The 17506-nt window shown below is 41.3% G+C and carries 20 protein-coding genes and 1 tRNA gene; 11 read left to right on the forward strand and 10 right to left on the reverse strand.

The window, feature by feature from the left end; all coding sequences use genetic code 11:
- Window positions 1-73 precede the first annotated feature (73 nt).
- Both remA and gmk read left to right on the forward strand, forming a co-directional pair.
- On the forward strand, window positions 74-340 hold the full coding sequence (remA, locus tag DSM106972_RS37450; protein WP_019492432.1) for an extracellular matrix/biofilm regulator RemA: 267 nt from the start codon (window positions 74-76) through the stop codon (window positions 338-340).
- 188 nt (window positions 341-528) lie between these two features.
- Window positions 529-1146 carry a guanylate kinase gene (gene gmk / locus DSM106972_RS37455; RefSeq protein WP_127085450.1) on the forward strand — a complete coding sequence of 206 codons (618 nt, stop codon included), beginning with the start codon at window positions 529-531 and terminating at the stop codon, window positions 1144-1146.
- Between the two features lie 116 nt (window positions 1147-1262).
- Here the strand turns inward: gmk and DSM106972_RS37460 are convergent, their stop codons facing one another.
- The 3 genes from DSM106972_RS37460 to DSM106972_RS37470 all read right to left on the reverse strand — a co-directional run bounded on the left by DSM106972_RS37460 (window position 1263) and on the right by DSM106972_RS37470 (window position 2870).
- Complete coding sequence (locus DSM106972_RS37460; protein ID WP_127085451.1) at window positions 1263-1781, reverse strand: photosystem I reaction center protein subunit XI; 519 nt, start codon at window positions 1779-1781, stop codon at window positions 1263-1265.
- Window positions 1782-2120: 339 nt separating this feature from the next.
- On the reverse strand, window positions 2121-2255 hold the full coding sequence (locus DSM106972_RS37465; protein ID WP_073618674.1) for a Photosystem I reaction center subunit IX: 135 nt from the start codon (window positions 2253-2255) through the stop codon (window positions 2121-2123).
- Between the two features lie 120 nt (window positions 2256-2375).
- On the reverse strand, window positions 2376-2870 hold the full coding sequence (locus DSM106972_RS37470) for a Photosystem I reaction center subunit III (RefSeq protein ID WP_073618673.1): 495 nt from the start codon (window positions 2868-2870) through the stop codon (window positions 2376-2378).
- Between the two features lie 251 nt (window positions 2871-3121).
- On the opposite strand from DSM106972_RS37470, the gene tsaD reads away from it, so the two are divergent.
- Complete coding sequence (gene tsaD / locus DSM106972_RS37475; RefSeq protein ID WP_127085452.1) at window positions 3122-4159, forward strand: tRNA (adenosine(37)-N6)-threonylcarbamoyltransferase complex transferase subunit TsaD; 1038 nt, start codon at window positions 3122-3124, stop codon at window positions 4157-4159.
- Between the two features lie 24 nt (window positions 4160-4183).
- Here tsaD and DSM106972_RS37480 read toward each other — a convergent pair whose 3' ends face one another.
- Both DSM106972_RS37480 and DSM106972_RS37485 read right to left on the reverse strand, forming a co-directional pair.
- Window positions 4184-5122, reverse strand: a complete 939-nt coding sequence (locus DSM106972_RS37480) for an alpha/beta fold hydrolase (protein WP_127085453.1) — start codon at window positions 5120-5122, stop codon at window positions 4184-4186.
- Between the two features lie 93 nt (window positions 5123-5215).
- Complete coding sequence (locus tag DSM106972_RS37485) at window positions 5216-5935, reverse strand: hypothetical protein (protein WP_127085454.1); 720 nt, start codon at window positions 5933-5935, stop codon at window positions 5216-5218.
- Window positions 5936-6219: 284 nt separating this feature from the next.
- On the opposite strand from DSM106972_RS37485, the gene DSM106972_RS37490 reads away from it, so the two are divergent.
- The 7 genes from DSM106972_RS37490 (at window position 6220) to DSM106972_RS37515 (ending at window position 11089) form a co-directional block, all read left to right on the forward strand.
- Window positions 6220-6768 (forward strand): GNAT family N-acetyltransferase, encoded by a 549-nt coding sequence (locus tag DSM106972_RS37490; protein ID WP_127085455.1) that lies wholly within the window; start codon window positions 6220-6222, stop codon window positions 6766-6768.
- Between the two features lie 150 nt (window positions 6769-6918).
- Window positions 6919-6992 (forward strand) — tRNA-Pro (locus DSM106972_RS37495).
- A gap of 251 nt (window positions 6993-7243) precedes the next feature.
- On the forward strand, window positions 7244-7399 hold the full coding sequence (locus tag DSM106972_RS51750; RefSeq protein ID WP_158632942.1) for a hypothetical protein: 156 nt from the start codon (window positions 7244-7246) through the stop codon (window positions 7397-7399).
- A gap of 184 nt (window positions 7400-7583) precedes the next feature.
- Window positions 7584-8408 carry a Tic22 family protein gene (locus tag DSM106972_RS37500; RefSeq protein ID WP_127085456.1) on the forward strand — a complete coding sequence of 275 codons (825 nt, stop codon included), beginning with the start codon at window positions 7584-7586 and terminating at the stop codon, window positions 8406-8408.
- 50 nt (window positions 8409-8458) lie between these two features.
- The gene (gene prmC / locus DSM106972_RS37505) at window positions 8459-9361 is read left to right on the forward strand and encodes a peptide chain release factor N(5)-glutamine methyltransferase (protein WP_127085457.1); all 903 of its coding nucleotides are present in this window, start codon (window positions 8459-8461) and stop codon (window positions 9359-9361) included.
- A gap of 28 nt (window positions 9362-9389) precedes the next feature.
- A complete protein-coding gene (locus DSM106972_RS37510) occupies window positions 9390-9977 on the forward strand; it encodes an L-threonylcarbamoyladenylate synthase (protein ID WP_127085458.1) in 588 nt (195 codons plus the stop codon).
- A 179-nt stretch (window positions 9978-10156) separates the two neighbouring features.
- Complete coding sequence (locus DSM106972_RS37515) at window positions 10157-11089, forward strand: sensor histidine kinase (RefSeq protein ID WP_127085459.1); 933 nt, start codon at window positions 10157-10159, stop codon at window positions 11087-11089.
- Here DSM106972_RS37515 and DSM106972_RS37520 read toward each other — a convergent pair.
- From DSM106972_RS37520 to DSM106972_RS37540, 5 genes are all read right to left on the reverse strand, one after another.
- Complete coding sequence (locus DSM106972_RS37520) at window positions 11040-11507, reverse strand: GNAT family N-acetyltransferase (RefSeq protein ID WP_127085460.1); 468 nt, start codon at window positions 11505-11507, stop codon at window positions 11040-11042. The genes DSM106972_RS37515 and DSM106972_RS37520 overlap by 50 nt on opposite strands.
- 209 nt (window positions 11508-11716) lie before the next feature.
- Window positions 11717-12097 carry a hypothetical protein gene (locus tag DSM106972_RS37525; protein WP_127085461.1) on the reverse strand — a complete coding sequence of 127 codons (381 nt, stop codon included), beginning with the start codon at window positions 12095-12097 and terminating at the stop codon, window positions 11717-11719.
- A gap of 77 nt (window positions 12098-12174) precedes the next feature.
- The gene (secF, locus tag DSM106972_RS37530; RefSeq protein WP_127085462.1) at window positions 12175-13146 is read right to left on the reverse strand and encodes a protein translocase subunit SecF; all 972 of its coding nucleotides are present in this window, start codon (window positions 13144-13146) and stop codon (window positions 12175-12177) included.
- Window positions 13143-14564 (reverse strand): protein translocase subunit SecD, encoded by a 1422-nt coding sequence (secD, locus tag DSM106972_RS37535; RefSeq protein WP_127085463.1) that lies wholly within the window; start codon window positions 14562-14564, stop codon window positions 13143-13145. The genes secF and secD overlap by 4 nt, the downstream gene beginning before the upstream one ends.
- Window positions 14565-14751: 187 nt before the next feature.
- Complete coding sequence (locus DSM106972_RS37540; protein ID WP_127085464.1) at window positions 14752-15735, reverse strand: alpha-ketoacid dehydrogenase subunit beta; 984 nt, start codon at window positions 15733-15735, stop codon at window positions 14752-14754.
- 674 nt (window positions 15736-16409) lie between these two features.
- Here DSM106972_RS37540 and DSM106972_RS37545 point away from each other — a divergent pair.
- On the forward strand, window positions 16410-17468 hold the full coding sequence (locus DSM106972_RS37545) for a sodium-dependent bicarbonate transport family permease (protein ID WP_127085465.1): 1059 nt from the start codon (window positions 16410-16412) through the stop codon (window positions 17466-17468).
- Window positions 17469-17506: the final 38 nt, after the last annotated feature.

The following is a 17506-nucleotide window of genomic DNA, read 5'->3' on the forward strand; positions in this document are numbered from 1 at the left end:
GATTCGGCATCCTGTATTGGGTGAAAAGAATATTGTGTTTGACCTCACACCGTGCATTGAATAAGTTTTTTATATGGACATTCAGCTAATCAACATAGGATTTGGCAATATTGTCTCTGCCAACCGGGTAGTTGCCATTGTCAGTCCAGAGTCAGCTCCGATAAAGCGTATCATTACCGATGCGCGTGACCGGGGTCAGCTGGTTGACGCCACTTATGGGCGCCGTACTAGGGCTGTAATCATTACAGATTCGAGTCACGTGATACTCTCAGCGATACAGCCAGAAACGGTAGCAAATCGTTTCGTAATTTCGCGGGAACATCAAGTCGTGGATAATTAATCAAAAATTTATGGGTGGGTTTAAATCCCTACCCCTAAAAAACATTTATCGGCAGTAACATGTGAATTAGAATAGTTTATCTGTCAACAAAGTTACAGATACTGAAGTTAGCTATCGTGTTAGGTTATACCCCTACTTTACACACGGCTAATGGATAATGTATATTGATTTATTCACAGGTTGAGCGGATGATGCAACTTTTATCCATCCAGAATAGTGCAACTACCTTTTCAAAGCTGTCTCAAGGCAAACTCATAGTCTTGACAGGTCCAAGTGGAGTTGGCAAAGGCACACTAATGCGGACGCTACTCCAGCGTCATCCAGAACTATATTATTCTGTTTCGGCGACTACGAGGGCGCCTCGCCCAGGCGAAATAGATGGCAAACACTACCATTTTATCGAGCGTAGTAAGTTTGAACAACTAGTTGCTCATGGAGAATTTTTGGAGTGGGCTGAGTTTGCCGGAAATTATTACGGTACTCTAAGACTTGCTGTACTTAACCAAATAAATTTAGGTAAGTGCGTAGTGCTAGAAATTGAATTAGAGGGAGCGCGTCAAATTCGCACTTCTTTTCCAGAAGCCAAGAGCATCTTTATTTTGCCTCCTTCGCTCACCGAATTAGAAAACCGTATACGCGGTCGCGGTCAAGACCCCGAAGAAGCAATTAGGCGCCGTTTAAATCGTGCCCACGAAGAAATTCAAGCCGCAGACGAGTTTGACGTTCAAATTGTCAACGACGATTTTGAAGCTGCTTTACAGTCAATTGAAACTGCCCTGGATAGTTTCGCCAATTGTAAACAATAACGTCGGCGCCTTATATAAAACAGAAACCGGGCTTAAAAAAAAGCCCGGTTTCTTTGTAGAGACGTGATTAATCACGTCTCTACGAATTTATCCAGATTAATGACATCTGTACTAATTTATCCAGTTATACCTTGGAGAATTCCCAAGTTGCTGGTTAGAAAGTAAGCAACAACGGCGCCACCAATGCCACCAATAAGAAACGCGCTTCCAAAGTTATTCCAACCTTCTTTTGAGGTAAAAGCATCGGGTGGGTTTGGAACGGTTACGCTTCCTAGTGCTGGTTTGGGGTTGCTGTTAGCGTACAGCGATAAAGCACCAGTCGAGATTACTATTAAACCAATAGCTGCCAGTAAACCAGCTAAGTTAGCGTTTGGGGTATTACGCAGTGGACCTAATTTAGCAAATGGACCAAAAATAAAGTACCCATGTGCCATACCAACCTCTAGTCCACGACGGAAAGGTGTAAGACCTGGGCGATAAGCGGGTAAGTTATTGATGAACCACTTACTCAAGGGAGAAGCATTTATTGGTGTGTCCAGATTGCCTTGCATCGGGTCGCGTTCTGCCGGGAAAACGACCTCACGGTTCCTAGGGTCACTAGGATTATTTTTTGATGCGTCTACTGCTTGTACCATATTTTATCTTTGCCTCATCTAAGTGAATTGAAATTTTGGCAGGATTTTATCTTCAATGATAAATGTAGCCGAGTACTATAAAGTAGCTTCTGTTTAAAAAACTTAATAAGAGCTACAAATCGATTCATTAATTTTTATTAAAATACTCTAAAGATAATCAAAAAAAACTCCTAATTTGACACCTTGCTAAAAGCATGATATAAGCAATAATTTTTTTGCAAAACGATTATGTAGATAAAAAATAAAAGCGACAGCTAAGAGTTAGAAATAAATATCTAACTCTTAACTGTCATAACTTTTAAACAATTATGTTTACTTTTTATACCCCGTAACTAATAGTTACCTGGGCATTGGGTGAAAAAGCAGGTCTGGGAAAATAAGATTAAATACAATCAACAGTACAGCTTGTGCAATCAATAAAGCAAACAGTGTGACTGGCGCAAGGGATAAATATCTAAGAAGACCATTTTGCATGAGTAAAGCTCCAAAAGTATTTCCACTTAATTCGTTTCTCTAATTAATAGAGACCTCAACCATCGAGCGCGCTTCCACATAATTAAATGTGGAAGTATAGTTTATAACTAGTAAGTTTAACTAGCGTGGAGAAATGGGGATTTCTGTATCCTTCGCTGTTAACTCACCGCTCGTAAGCTCCTTAATTGCAGCAAGAGGCCATGTAAAACCACTTAGCATAATTGGCAGAGCCAAAGGAACATCAATAACGACTTCCTTCATTTCTGAGTTTGGAAGCTTATGCACAGCATTGAGATAAGCACGACCAACCCAGCCGATCCAACCAGCGATATACAGGAACAGGATGCTAGGAATAATGAAATCACCTGCGTGGTCGAGGCCCCCATCTACAATTAGGTGAGGCAGACCTTCAGGACCACATAGTGCTTGTGAATAGCGTTCAAAACGCTTCGCACCAGAGTTTGGGTCGGCAGTAGTATTTCTCGCAGCTTCCGCGCGTGCTTGGAAGGCTGGAGACTGACTGCAAGGTACTAAGTCAGCTCCTAACGCCAGGGTTGGCGGGGTAAAGCTGAACCATAGACATAGGGCTAGAAAGAGAGCAAACAAGCGTTGCATGAAATTGTTTCCTTTTATGACGAAACAAAAAGTTTCTTGTACAAAACGAAGCGGCCTGTACAATTTTTATTTGCCTAACTAGCATGTCATCATAATCTGTGGCGGTAAAGCGAGTAAAGTTGAAGTAAATAAAAGTTAAAGCTTCGCAAACAAAAGTTAATATTTAGGGTAGGGGGCGGGTTCACCTAAATCTTCGCTATTAACCAAAATATAACTAAACCCGCCCGTACAGGAGTTAGGAGTATTGAGTTATGGCGACCGTATTGGCGATTGAAACAAGCTGTGATGAGACGGCAGTAGCTATTGTCTCTGGACGCGAGGTTAAAAGCAGTATTATTTCTTCACAAATTCCTGTGCATCGGCAATATGGTGGAGTTGTACCTGAAGTTGCTTCACGCGCGCATTTGGAAATTATTAACGACATCATTACACAAGCAATGGTAGATGCCCAACTTGGTTGGGAAGAAATTGATGGTATTGCTGCAACTTGCGCTCCGGGTTTAGTGGGAGCGCTGTTGGTGGGGATGACGGCAGGTAAGACGCTGGCGATGCTTTATTCTAAGCCCTTTTTGGGTGTTCATCACTTGGAAGGGCATATTTACGCGACTTATTTAAGTGAGCCTACTTTAAAACCGCCTTTCTTAAGTTTGCTAGTTTCGGGGGGTCACACGAGTTTAATTCACGTGCAGGAATGCGGCGCCTATAAGACGTTGGGTGAGACTCGTGATGATGCTGCTGGGGAAGCTTTTGATAAGGTGGCTAGGCTATTAAAGCTTGGTTATCCTGGTGGTCCTGCTATTGACCGTATAGCTTCTCAAGGTAATAGTAAGGCGTTTGTATTTCCGGAAGGAAGAGTTTCTTTACCTAATGGTGGCTATCATCCCTATGATGCTAGTTTTAGTGGGTTAAAAACGGCTGTGTTACGTGTTGTGCAGCAAATAGAACAAACTGGCGCCCCTATACCCGTAGAAGATATTGCTGCTAGTTTTCAAGCAACTGTGGCACAGGCTTTAACTAAGCGTGCTGTTAGGTGTGCCCTTGATTATGAGCTTGATACAATTGCTGTTGGTGGTGGTGTTGCTGCTAATAGTGCTTTGAGAAAGACACTTACAGCGGCTTGTGCTGAAAATAATTTACGTGTATTATTTCCGCCGTTGAAGTTTTGTACTGATAATGCCGCGATGATTGGATGTGCTGCTTCTGAACATCTTGCTTTGGGTAATACTTCGTCTTTATCGTTAGGGGTTCATTCTCGGCTTGCGCTGAGTGAAGTGATGAAGTTGTATTGAGATTGTTGACTGAAATTGGTAGCGTCACGCACCCGAAGAATGTTGGGCTACTAGCCTGCGAATTTCGTTACTTACGGCATCTGGTTGTTCTAACATTGCTAGATGTCCACAGTTGGGTATTTCTATGACGTTATCGCCGCTGTATTGAAATGAGGAATGGAAGCTTGCTAGGTGACGCACGTACTTCGGTTCCATGACTTTATCTTCGGCGCCTGTAAGAAAGTAAACTGGTTGCACAAGTTGGGCTACTAGTTGAGGCAATGTATTTACTTCTTCTTCTGTAGTAGATTCAAGGAGTGTGCCTAATGCCGCTTCTGGGTCTGCTACAACAAAATCGATTACTCGCTGCCTTGCCCAGTGTCTATCTAAGGGACGCGCTACACTGGTTCTGGAAAATAACAAATCGATTAGTGGCACTTGAGAAAGCCAACGGGGACGTACTTGTAAAAATTTTTGCCCTGCTGCTCTAAATTGCTCGAATGCTTCTTTTAAGTAAATTCCACCACCAGAATTGATACAAATAACACCTTTGATTGTGTCAGGAAGTTTTGCCGCAGCCCAAAGCGCGATTGTTCCTCCCAACGAATGACCAACCAACCAAGCGCTTTTAATTTGAAGTTTTTGTAAAAGAGTTATTAAATCTTGAGCATAAGCTGCCGGAGTATAAAGCGATTCAAAGGAATGTGTAACATCACTAGTATAATAACTACCATAATTGGGAGTTAGATTTGAGGAAGTAAGTAATTCGCGAGCGTTTTTGCTATGTGTAGACGCTTGTGATTCGCCAAAACCTCTAAGGTCATAAGATAAACACTGAATATCAACCCCGATACGAGAAATTATAGGCTGCCAGTATCCACGACTATTTAGCCAACCGTGGATAAAAACGATAGTGTCGGGGCATGACGTAGGTTTTGAGAACTCGTATGCGTGTAATACGCTTCTAATTTCTATGGTTGCCATACCTCTATGGTACAGTAGCGCTTATGAGCATGTAACTGAATATGAATTTATAAGGGTAATTGAAGAAAGTTTAAGCGTATAAATTAAAATTATTTATCTGCCAAGTAATCTCGTTCGCACCCCTTCCGCAATTTTATGACCTAAGTACTCAGGTATCAAACTTTCGTTAGGCCCGAGTAAGTAGAGAATTAGACGAGTACGTCCACGCCATACTAGTAAATTAGCATTCACCACTAACAAGTCTTCTTGCCATATGGCGTACATGACTTTGTAAAATAAGCCTGGTTGATTGTCTGCTTCGATTACTAATGCAGGCAGGTGAAACACTGGGTCTACATAAAACTCCGTCTGGACTTGCTCTAAACCAGCATCTAAATTAAATTCCACTGCTAGCATTTCTTCTACTTCAAACCGACCACCTAATGCTTCACGTATTGCACGACAAACGTTTTCAGCGGTTTTATCGGTAAGCGATTTACTTCCACGCGATACTATCAGCTTCATAAAAACCAGCATCGGTGGTTTGATTTGACCGTATAACGAAAGTGAATGGATTGTTAGTCCATAAGCTGCTAGTACACCAAAAATATCGCTGAGAAGGAATGATTGATTCCGGTAAGCGAAATGCAAAGCGCTTTTACTTCCCTCGGTTTTTAATTCAATAACGGCACGTCGAGTTTTATATAACCGATAAGCTAGACGTAAATTTTGCAGTTGAATTTCGCTGCTCACAAATTGCTCGTAGAACTGGGGAAACGCTCGATTAAAGCGTTTGAGAAGTTCTAGGGTAGAAGTTTTTAATCCAGTTGCCATTATAAGTTTTTGGTAGTAGGTAGTAATTAACAGGCATCGTACCGAAAAATAAGACCTTAAAAGTACAGCAATATTATCCGGAGTCTTGCAACAAAGTGCTACAGTTGAAATTGATTGATTTGAAATAAGCTCATGAATGGTAAAGGTTAATTAGATATGCGATAAGAGCGCACTTAACATCAGTTTAAGTGTGACACGTCCTATTCTGTTACCACCATAAACAAGCTTATCAAGATTCATGAGAGTGGAAACTCCCTCAGTTATACTACCCGAACCACCTGGCAATGGGTTTTTGGAAAACTTGGTTTAGTACGTCGGAGACTGCGGCAACCCGCACTACTCCCTTTGAAGAGCAAATTATGGATGCAAACGGTAGATCCATTCCCAATGGCGCCACCGATGCTTCCAAAGCAGAAACTCGTATTGTTTTTAGTACCGAGCGCGACATTGACCTTTACGAACTCGAAGAACTTTGTGATGCGGTTGGTTGGTCACGTCGTCCTTTACGAAAAGTCAAAAAAGCTATTGAGCATAGTTTTCTCGTTGCCTCAATGTGGCAGGTTCGAGGAAATCAACGGCGCCTAATTGGTTTTGCCCGCGCAACCTCAGACCACGCATTCAACGCCACAATATGGGATGTGGTCGTTCATCCAGACTACCAAGGAAAAGGTCTGGGTAAGGCACTGATGAAATATGTACTCAAAAAACTTAGAAGCGAAGAAATTAGCAACGTCACACTCTTTGCTGACCCCCATGTTGTTGATTTTTATCGTGGCTTAGGTTTTATGCCTGACCCCGAAGGTATTAAGGGTATGTTTTGGTATCCTCAGTAGACTCATGTAGTATGCTTACTTAGTACAAAAATGACACGTAAAAAGTAGAAGAAAATAAAAATAATATTTTTCTTGTAAAATAGCGGGTTGTATGTTAACTTTATTGAAGTTGGATAACTCGTTTATCGAGAAGGCAACTTGAGTAAAAAACGGGATGTAGCGCAGCTTGGTAGCGCGCCTGCTTTGGGAGCAGGATGCCGCAGGTTCGAATCCTGTCATCCCGATAGTATATTAATTTCTATAAACCCAGATTAATTAATTAATCTTGGGTTTTTTAGTATGAGTGATTAAAAAATAAAATTTAATCTAAGTTTAATTGTTTTAAATGCTCTTGACTCAGAGTTTTTACTTGCCGTTTGATGTGTACTTGTTTGAATTCGTATTCAAACATTTAGAGCGCGTGCTTTCATTGAGTAACCTTGCCAAAATAAGACCCCACGTTCTTATTGATGAGTTAATCGCCAACACGAATTGAGTGAAAACCGAAGTAAAAATTTATGACTTAAAACAATTGCAAGTTATTTTACACGGAACGATTCATTTTATGGCGCCGTCGAATATAACAGATAAAGACAATTACATTGCATCCTTTGAGCGCTCTAAAGGTGAAAACCAGATTTTCATCGTTTGAACGTGTCAGTTCCACACGCATTACTAGGTATATAGTCAATGCTTATGGAGTACAACCAATGCTTAAAAAAATAGTGCTATTAGTTGGCTAAGACGGTAGTATAGCTAGAACTACTAAAACTATTTACCGCTCAACCAAACTAAAATCTCGGCTTGATAAAAGTTTTAATGTGTTAGGAGAGGTTATGAAATCATTGATTCGCTGGGGCACAACATTAGGTATAGTCGGAAGTACTGTATTAACAACAGTATTAGGTGGTTTCATCCCAGCGTTTGCGTTATCAGAGCAACAAATCAAAGAAAAATTGGATGCTGTACCAGTTTGGATGATTACCAACCCTCAAGGTTTGCCACTTAGTCGTCAGCTACCTGCTGCTTCGGACGGCAAAAAAGCACCTGTTGGTTCGGTGACAGGAGTTTACATGAGCAAAACCGAAGCTCAAGCTTTTATTAAAGAACTGCAAGCTGTTAAAAATCCTGACCCCAAAATGGCAGAAATGTTAAAAAGCTTGCAGGCAACAGCAGTACCTTTAGGCAGCATTTATCAGCAGTTACAGCAAACAAAGAACCAAAATGAGCGCTTACAGTTTGCTTTTAAACCAGTTGACCAAGAAATTAAAGGAGCTATGGACTTGCTCCGTGCTAGTGGTCAAGATGTCAAACAGTTTAGGAGCGTACCTGTGTTTATGGTACGATTTGCACCCGACAAAGGATATGTTCCGATTCAACTCGGTCAAAACAAACAAGAGTATTTTCCACTGTTTATGAGTAAGCAAGATGCTTTGGCTTTACTAAATCAAGTTAAGCCAAAGTTTCCTAAAGCTGACATCCAAGTTGTTGATGTCGATGGTGTACTCAAAACAATGCAAGATAAAAACGACAAGTGGCTTGAGCAAGTAGTATTCTTCCCATCCCCAGAAGCACGGGAATACATTCGTACATTATCTAGCAACAACCCACAGCAAAAACCAAACCAACAACCAGCTAATCGTCCAGCTCCCAAAAAGTAAGATGATATGGAGATAGGGTAACTCTCTGTCTCCACATCTCCCCTTGTGTTATGTCTGAATATCCTTACTCAATTTCTGGTTTACAACTTTGGCAATGGCGTATTCAAGCAATTGCTTCGGCCGTTCAGCATGACGTAGAAGTTGCAGAAGTGGATTGGTTACTTAGGGGAATTACACAGTTAGATGGTTTAGCATTACGTTTAGGGTCATACAAAGACCAAGCTCAAATCAACATCAAGTTAAAGATTGAAGAATTAGATGCATTATGGCAAAAACGTTTAAAAGAACGTTTGCCTGTGCAGTATATTGCTTCATCTCAACCTTGGCGCCAGTTTGAGCTATCCGTATCACCCTCTGTTCTAATACCAAGACCAGAAACAGAGTATTTAATCGATTTAGCAATTGGCACCGTAAAAAATAGTAACATTCTTCAATCTGGGAATTGGGCAGATTTGGGAACCGGAAGCGGCGCCATTGCTATTGGACTTGCGGATGCTTTTAAGCAAGCAACTATTCATGCTGTTGATGTAAGTCCCGAAGCTCTTAAAATAGCTTCAGCAAATGCTCGTAATTTATGCTTATCTGAACGTATAAAATTTTATCAGGGTAACTGGTGGGAACCTTTAGCTTTATTCAAAGGTAAATTTAGCGGTATGGTTTCCAACCCACCATATATTCCCACAAGTACTGTACTAACTTTACAACCAGAAGTTGTGAATCATGAGCCACATTTAGCATTAGATGGTGGAACTGATGGTTTAGATTGTATCCGTCAATTAATTACATCATCACCAGAATATTTACAACCTGGTGGAGTCTGGCTAATTGAAATGATGGCAGGACAAGCGGATACTGTTTTTCAACTTTTACAAAACCACGGTAGTTATTGCAATATAGAAATTCATAGTGATTTTGCTGGGATTGAAAGATTCGCGGTTGCTTATATGATTTAAATTTATGGATTTTTATGGATAAAAATATATGCCTCAAGTTTCAATGGATGCGCTGATTGATGGAGCGCGTAAAGGTTTACTAGTCAGCTTTCCCACTGATACTGTTCCAGCACTTGCAGCAAAACCAGAAAATGCCGATTTAATTTACACTGCTAAACAACGCAGTTTAGATAAACCTTTAATTTTAATGGCAGCTAGTCCATCTGAATTGTGGAATTTTGTAGATGGTAGTAAATATGAATTAGAAATTTGGCGCCAAGTCGCAGCTAAATATTTGCCTGGTGCATTAACAATGGTGTTACCAACGAAAGCGCTTGTTGCAAAAACAATGAATCCAAATAACCCTACAACAATTGGTGTACGGGTGCCAGCAAGTGAAATCGCGTGTTCAATTTTGGCACAAACTGGCCCTTTAGCGACTACAAGCGCTAACCTATCCGGTCAAAGTGCTTTGCTAACTATGACAAAAATTGCACAACAGTTTCCACAAGTGCTTACACTGTTCGATAGTCAATGCCAAGATACTGCTGCCATTGGAGTCCCTTCAACCGTCATAAAATGGAATGGTAATAATTGGGATATTTTGCGACAAGGCGCCTTCAAATTTATCAACTAAAAACCTGGTTTCTAGGCAAAATCGTAATTTTATTACAATATTAAAAACATAAACCAGGTTTCTACACAAAATCCTAAAAAAAGAAACCTGGTTTCTACAACAAATCTTAATTTTAATTACGATTAAAAAAAAAGAAACCAGGTTTCTATAATTTTATTCTAAGTTAATGACAGCAAATTATGAATTGGAACAATTGGATATATTTAGCGGTAGGGCTATTAATTGGCGCCGGATTCCGCAGTTTGTTTACTAATACCAAATCTAGGTCAGTTGTATCAGAAAAATCACATCATGACGAAGTAAGCGAACTCCGAAACCAAATTAAGCAATTAAATTTAGCATATAATCTCGCGACTGAGATGAGCCAATTTAAAGCAGGTTTTTTAGCACGCACAACACATGTATTGCGTTCACCGTTAAACGGTTTAATTGGTTTGCATCAGTTGATTTTGTCTGATTTATGTGAAAGTCCAGAAGAAGAACGCCAATTTATCGCTGATGCTCATGAACGAGCCTTAAAATTGCTGAAGTTAATTGACGAAATTCTCAATGTTGCTCGTGCAGAACGCGGTACTAACTGTCTAAATATGCAACCACAATCTTTGAATGAACTCTTACAGGAAGTTCATGATTTGATATATATGTTGGCAGAAAATCGTAATTATCCATTTAAAATTTCATTGTCCGACCCAGAAATATATGTGTTGACAGATATTAAATGGCTACGGCAAGTACTAATAATTTTAATCGAGACTGTAATTGCTCAAATGGAAGTACAAATGGAAGAAGGCAGTATTTATGTATCTGTTTCAGGCGCCGATGTAGACAAATGTACTTACCTTTGGTTAGATATACCAACTTATGCGTTTCCAAGCAGTGAAGTCGTAAATCTAATGGATATTGAAGCTCAACAAAACTTGAAAGAACTCGAAGACAAACAAATATCACCAGGTATGAAATTACTACTAGCCACAACTATACTTGAAGTATTAGGAGGCAAGCTTGAAGTTGTTCCATACCTAGACAACACACAATCACAACCAACAACGAGATTGCAAATGTCTATCCCCCTAGCACCTCATGAAACTGCACCGATGATTGTAGCGAGTTAAAGTGAGATTGATTGTATATAACCATCGTTGTTGTAGAATTTCTCTCAAACCCAATTTTTTCGTAAAACCCCTGTCGATGAGTTGTCATTAAGTATGTACGCTCAACTCGATTGACTTTGGGGTGACTCAAAACCGTTTCTACTAACTTGCTACCAAGTCCCTGAGAACGGTAATCAGGGTGAATTACAACGTCCCAAATTGTAGCTCTATATATACCGTCACTTGTTGCCCTTGCAAAACCTATCAATCTTTCCCCATCTTTAACTGTTATCACAGGTTCACTATTAGCGACTGCGATACTTAAATCCTCAGTACTGCGCTCAGATGCCCAAAATGCTGCAATTTTAAATAATTCGCGCAATTGCTCAAAGTCTACATCTGACTTGCGCTCGCTAAATTGAATGTGAGCATTACTCATTTTGATAATACCAAATTCACAATTTTTACTCAATTTACTTACTTTTAGTCTGCGAAATGTTTCACAGAACACATTTATGACTACTATTGTAATGATTAATATAAAAAAAGATTACAGTATGTTAAGGTTTGATAACAAGAAACCCAGAAACCGGGTTTCTAAGCTAAATCTTCATTTTTATGACAATATTTGACAAAGAAACCGGGTTTCTATTGAAAAATCCATTTCCATAAAGGATGTGTGGCGCCTTGTTCTCGAATCAGAAAAACTTGTTTTTCGAGACGTTCTCTATCGCGTTGAGGTAAACCAAATAAAATATTTCGACTTTGCCAGACCAGTACAGATGTTGTCATACCAATACAAAATGCTAAACCGAGGGTAGCTAGTGGGTGGAAGTAAAGACCGTAGCGCACAGCCACCCATGTGAAATACTGGCGCCACAAAGCAATTTCTCCACGTAAATTCCATAGACAGATAGGAGCAATGAAAATCCACAGAAAACCAACAAATAACCACCGAGCATAAACTGTGAGTTTGTGTAATTTCTGAACTTGTGCATTAAAAATAGGGTCTTTATTTAGATTTTCCATGAAATCAGGAATTGAAAATACAAGTAAAATTGAAAGAAGCAGGGGGTGGATACCCTGCTATCTTTATTTATTAATGTTCAGGTTGCAACTGATTCGGTATTTGGAGGAGGGGCGCTTTTTTCGCTTCTTTGTCTCCACCAAGCGAGTAAAGTGCTAGCGATAAATATGCTGGAATAAGCACCCATAGTAAAGCCAACAATCAAAGACAAAGAGAAGATTTTGAGTGTTTCTCCACCAAATAAGAAGATAGCGAACAGCGTTAGCATCGTTGTGAAAGTGGTATTAATCGAGCGTGCGAGGGTTTGGTCTACTGCGTCATCAACAATTTCGGTGATGGGGCGCCCTTTTTCAATTTTCGCTGTTTCCCGAATTCGGTCGTAAATTACCACAGTGTCGTTTACCGAGAAACCAATAATTGTCAGCAGCGCAACAACAAATAAGCTATCTACCTCGACACCAAAAAAACCTAGTATTGAAAATACACCGATTGTAATTAATACATCATGAAACAAAGCAACAATTGCAAATACGGCATAATCCCACTGAAAACGGAATCTTAAGTAAACTAAGATACCAAAAAGCGACAAAAATAGAGCAGTTAAACCAGAGGTAAATAGCTCTCGTCCAAGAGTTGGACCAACAGTATCAATTGACTTTTTTTCCGGGTCAAAGGCGCCGATTTTTTCTGCGAGTGCGTTTTCGAGTTGGATGCGCTGTTCAGGACTTAAGTCTTTGGAGCGAATTAATATACCGTTTTCTTGTTTTGTTTGTTCATCGGTAATAAGCTGAATACTGGCATCGCCCAGTCCTCTGGCTTGAGCGATGTCACGCACAGCGTTGATATCAATGGGTTTATCACAGTTTCCAGGTTGTGTGCAGTCTCTTTCTAACTGTAAGCGTGTACCACCAATAAAATCTAAACCAAGACGTAGAGGCGCCTTAATTTGAGGGTTAAACGTGGAAATTACCATCGAGATAATACCGATGATAAGTAAAGCAGAAGATATACTCCACCACAGCGACCGCCTTTTATTTACAGCTAGTTTCATCGTGCTGCCTCCACTTTTTTAGCTGGTGTCAAGTTAGGACAAAAATATTCTGGTTTCTTGAATGCGGGAATTCCTATTGCCAAAAACATGAAAGTGCGACTACATGTAACTGCTGTAAACATACTAACAAGTACTCCTATACTTAAGGTTACAGCAAAGCCTTTGACTAAACCGGAACCAAAAATAAACAGGAAGAAGCAGGCAATCCAGGTTGTGACATTGCCATCTAAAATACTGGAAAAAGCTCGATAAAAGCCTGATTCAACAGAACGGTACAAAGTTTTACCTGCCTGCAATTCTTCGCGCGTCCGTTCAAAAATTAAAACGTTGGCATCAACTGCCATCCCAATGCTGAGAACAAAGCCAGCGATACCAGGTAATGTCATCGTCACCTGTAACAAACCAAAAGCAGCCCACGAAAGTAAAGCGTAAATTATTAATGCAACAGCAGCTAAGGCACCTGGTAGTCGATAATACACCACCATAAATACTAGTACAAGAGTTAGACCACCAATACCAGCATAAATACTGCTTTGAATACTATCTTTACCTAACGTGGCGCCGACGGTGCGGTTTTCGACGATTGCCACAGGAACAGGGAGGGCGCCGCCGCGTAACTGGATACCTAAGCCACTAGCTTCTTGGGCAGTAAAATTACCAGTAATTACCGCATTACCTCCGGTAATACCTGTAGCAGCAAATTGGGCGCCGACACTTGGAAAGCTGATAAGTTCATTATCAAGAAAAATACCAATACTTCTTCCAGTACCAGCGAGTTCCTTGGTTATTTGGGCAAATAAATCGCCACCTTGTTGATTAAAACTGATTGCGACTTCCCAGGCAGTGCTTTGGGTAGGTGTACCTTGGGCATCTTTGAGAAATTTACCGCTAAGTGGAGGATTAGTACTTTCAAATAATTCTGCTATAGCTTGATTATTTTTTTGTAAATCTTCTTCAATTTTAGCGATTGCTGAAGAATCTTTGCCTTTACGTGCCTGGTCAAGCTTTGCCTTTAACTCACTGCGTGAAGCGAAAAACACAGGAAGTTGGGTTTCTGTACCTGGTTTTTGCTTGCGAAACTCTAACTGAGCAGTTCCACCCAAAACTTTTTCGGCTTGTTCAGGGTCTTTAACACCAGGGAGTTGTACTAAAATTTTGTCACTGCCGGCTTGTTGAACTACAGCTTCAGATACACCTAAACCGTTAATGCGTCCTTCAATGATTTTGAGAACGGCTTCCATTTCACGTTCGGTGATTGTTTTAATTTCTGGTGTAGTCTTGACTTGAATAGTAAGTTGGGAACCTCCTTGTAAATCGAGACCAAGGGGTACACGTAAACCAGGAGTGGCAATCACCGCGATGGCGGCAATTACCATAACAATAATTAGGGCTAATAGCGATTGCTGTCTTTGCTGCATACCATAACGGGAGTGCGGACACACGCTATGATAACGCTCTTTTTGTCAGTAATGAGTGCTGAGTGCTGAGTGCTGAGTGCTGAGTGCTGAGTGCTGAGTGCTGAGTACTGAGTACGTAACAACTCCTAACTCCTAACTCCTAACTCCTAACTCCTAGCTTTCAACTCAGCACTCAGAACTCAGCACTTTATACTCTTAGTGTCATCATTTTCTCGACAGCTTCAACAATTTGTTCAGGTTGCACGATAGTTAAACGTTCTAAGGCGCCATTATAAGGAGTTGGAATATCCTGCGAAGACAGTCGTAGCACTGGTGCATCCAATTCGTCAAACAAGCGGTCATTAATAGAAGCAGTTAACTCGGCGCCAATACCACCTGTTCGCATACACTCTTCCACAATAATTACACGGTGAGTTTTGCGTATAGAGGCGCCAATAGTATCAAAATCTAAGGGTTTGAGCGAAATTAAATCAATAACTTCGGGGTCAAAGCCTTGTTTTTCTATATTTTTCACGGCTTGCATAACATGATGGCGCATCCGTGAGTACGTTAGTATTGTGACATCTTTACCAGAGCGTACAACTTCAGCTTTATCGAGTGGCAGTACGTACTCTTGTTCGGGTAGGTCTTCTTTTAAGTTATAAAGCAGTACGTGTTCAAAAAACAGTACTGGGTTATTATCACGAATAGCTGCTTTTAAAAGTCCTTTTGCGTTTTTTGGAGTTGAGCAAGCGACAATTTTCAAACCGGGAACAGCTTGAAAGTAAGCTTCGAGACGCTGTGAGTGTTCTGCTCCTAGTTGGCGCCCAACACCACCAGGTCCACGAATTACCATTGGGATTTTGAAATTACCACCACTTGTGTAGCGTAACATCCCAGCGTTATTAGAAATTTGGTTGAACGCAAGGAGCAGAAATCCCATGTTCATACCTTCGATGATCGGACGTAAACCCGTCATCGCGGCGCCGACTGCGATACCAGTAAAACTGTTTTCAGCAATGGGAGTATCTAGAACACGCAGGTCGCCATACTTTTTGTACAGGTCTTTTGTTACTTTATAAGAGCCTCCGTAGTGTCCTACATCTTCTCCCAGTACAAATACAGTGTTATCACGCGCCATTTCCTCATCGATGGCTTCCCGCAGAGCGTTGAAGAATAATGTTTCTGCCATTAGACCTTAAATACAACTAAAGTTATTTGAATCTTATCGCGCCAGGGGATCAATTACCGTAACAAATGCATGAATTGTACACTTCTTGTGGATTGTCAAGCAGGCTTGTGGAGCAGGCGTCCTCGCTTACATCATATACCTCTACCTTCCATAACCCACAGATTTACTGTGATTTACGTCGGATTACTCCGCTTTGTTAACTACTCACAAAAGTGTTTACTGAGAATTTTCTCTCTAAAAAGAGTAAAATAATGCTTTTATTAGCTGTATAGACGTTTTTTTACATATATCACACGATATTTACATTCTCAATAATTCTCAATAAGTATTCATGTTGGATTAATAGATAAAAGTCTATGATTATTGATGTAAAATATGCGTTGCGTTTATCAAGTATAAATCGTAAATTAATTATAACTTATGACTATTAATTTGCATTATGTGCCCCTTCGTAGAAGACTGGTATATGAGTGATAGAAATTGGTGCAGGACAGGACAACTATTTCCAGCCCCATTGGAGAGCGCCTACGAATGAACGCCCTGTCTACAGGTTCTCGTGCAACACCTGTGCTATAGGGGTTAAGCGCCTCCTTCCTACTTTCTTTAACTCTTTAAAGTTCATTTAGTTCATTTATTGCAATACTCCTCGTCAGAGGAGGTATAAGGAGGTGTCCGTGGATTTTTTGTCCTTTTTTTTAATGGACTTCGTTAAGCAGTTGCAGTCCCCAACACTCGGGTTTTTGATTGGTGGTATGATCATTGCCGCTCTCGGTAGCCAATTGCAAATTCCAGAATCGATTTGTAAGATCATCGTCTTCATGCTGCTCACAAAAATCGGTCTGACCGGTGGTATTGGGATCCGTAAGTCCAACCTAACGGAGATGGTGTTACCCGCAGCGTTTGCTGTAATGATAGGAATTCTTGTTGTATTCATCGCGCGCTATACGTTGGCCAAGCTGCCGAAGGTCAAAACCGTGGATGCGATTGCGACCGGGGGTTTGTTTGGTGCCGTGAGTGGCTCTACCATGGCCGCCGCCCTGACACTACTGGAAGAACAAGGCATCAAATACGAGGCATGGGCTGGCGCACTCTATCCCTTTATGGATATTCCAGCGCTCGTAACTGCGATTGTTGTGGCCAACATTTATCTCAACAAGAAGAAGCTCCGTGCAGCAGCCTACTCTACCATGCAGGAGTCTTTCGACAAGCAGAAGGATCCTGCGGGTAATCGGGTCAAGATATGGCCGATCATACAGGAAAGCCTCCAGGGTCCTGCATTATCGGCAATGTTGCTCGGCGTTGCTCTTGGCCTATTCACCAAGCCGGAAAGTGTCTATCAAAGCTTCTACGATCCCCTCTTTCGCGGACTGCTTTCGATCTTGATGCTGGTCATGGGTATGGAAGCTTGGTCAAGGATTGGCGAACTACGCAAGGTGGCCCAGTGGTACGTCGTGTATAGCGTGGTGGCACCACTGCTGCATGGGTTCATCGCCTTCGGTCTCGGCATGATTGCTCACTACACCACGGGATTCAGCCTTGGCGGCGTCGTGATTCTGTCCGTCATCGCCTCCTCCAGTTCAGACATCTCAGGTCCACCCACGTTGCGAGCTGGTATCCCGTCGGCCAATCCCTCCGCCTACATCGGTGCCTCCACAGCCATCGGTACGCCAGTGGCAATCGGCTTGGCAATACCCCTCTTCATCGGGCTTGCCCAGACTCTTGGCGGCGGCTAATCCCAGACGGGTCGCGGTCTGCTGAACCAAGGGAACGC

Source organism: Dulcicalothrix desertica PCC 7102 (assembly GCF_003991905.1).
In the GTDB taxonomy this organism is placed as follows: Bacteria; Cyanobacteriota; Cyanobacteriia; order Cyanobacteriales; family Nostocaceae; genus Dulcicalothrix; species Dulcicalothrix desertica.

Coding starts and splice junctions, on each gene's coding strand:
- DSM106972_RS37500 (WP_127085456.1), top strand. CDS start 7,584: ATGAAATCATTGATTCGCTGGGGCACAACATTAGGTATAGTCGGAAGT.
- DSM106972_RS37525 (WP_127085461.1), bottom strand. CDS start 12,097: ATGGAAAATCTAAATAAAGACCCTATTTTTAATGCACAAGTTCAGAAA.
- DSM106972_RS37540 (WP_127085464.1), bottom strand. CDS start 15,735: ATGGCAGAAACATTATTCTTCAACGCTCTGCGGGAAGCCATCGATGAG.
- DSM106972_RS37515 (WP_127085459.1), top strand. CDS start 10,157: ATGAATTGGAACAATTGGATATATTTAGCGGTAGGGCTATTAATTGGC.
- secF (WP_127085462.1), bottom strand. CDS start 13,146: ATGAAACTAGCTGTAAATAAAAGGCGGTCGCTGTGGTGGAGTATATCT.
- remA (WP_019492432.1), top strand. CDS start 74: ATGGACATTCAGCTAATCAACATAGGATTTGGCAATATTGTCTCTGCC.
- tsaD (WP_127085452.1), top strand. CDS start 3,122: ATGGCGACCGTATTGGCGATTGAAACAAGCTGTGATGAGACGGCAGTA.
- DSM106972_RS37490 (WP_127085455.1), top strand. CDS start 6,220: ATGGGTTTTTGGAAAACTTGGTTTAGTACGTCGGAGACTGCGGCAACC.
- DSM106972_RS37480 (WP_127085453.1), bottom strand. CDS start 5,122: ATGGCAACCATAGAAATTAGAAGCGTATTACACGCATACGAGTTCTCA.
- DSM106972_RS37485 (WP_127085454.1), bottom strand. CDS start 5,935: ATGGCAACTGGATTAAAAACTTCTACCCTAGAACTTCTCAAACGCTTT.
- gmk (WP_127085450.1), top strand. CDS start 529: ATGATGCAACTTTTATCCATCCAGAATAGTGCAACTACCTTTTCAAAG.
- prmC (WP_127085457.1), top strand. CDS start 8,459: ATGTCTGAATATCCTTACTCAATTTCTGGTTTACAACTTTGGCAATGG.
- secD (WP_127085463.1), bottom strand. CDS start 14,564: ATGCAGCAAAGACAGCAATCGCTATTAGCCCTAATTATTGTTATGGTA.
- DSM106972_RS37470 (WP_073618673.1), bottom strand. CDS start 2,870: ATGCAACGCTTGTTTGCTCTCTTTCTAGCCCTATGTCTATGGTTCAGC.
- DSM106972_RS37520 (WP_127085460.1), bottom strand. CDS start 11,507: ATGAGTAATGCTCACATTCAATTTAGCGAGCGCAAGTCAGATGTAGAC.
- DSM106972_RS37460 (WP_127085451.1), bottom strand. CDS start 1,781: ATGGTACAAGCAGTAGACGCATCAAAAAATAATCCTAGTGACCCTAGG.
- DSM106972_RS37465 (WP_073618674.1), bottom strand. CDS start 2,255: ATGCAAAATGGTCTTCTTAGATATTTATCCCTTGCGCCAGTCACACTG.
- DSM106972_RS37510 (WP_127085458.1), top strand. CDS start 9,390: ATGCCTCAAGTTTCAATGGATGCGCTGATTGATGGAGCGCGTAAAGGT.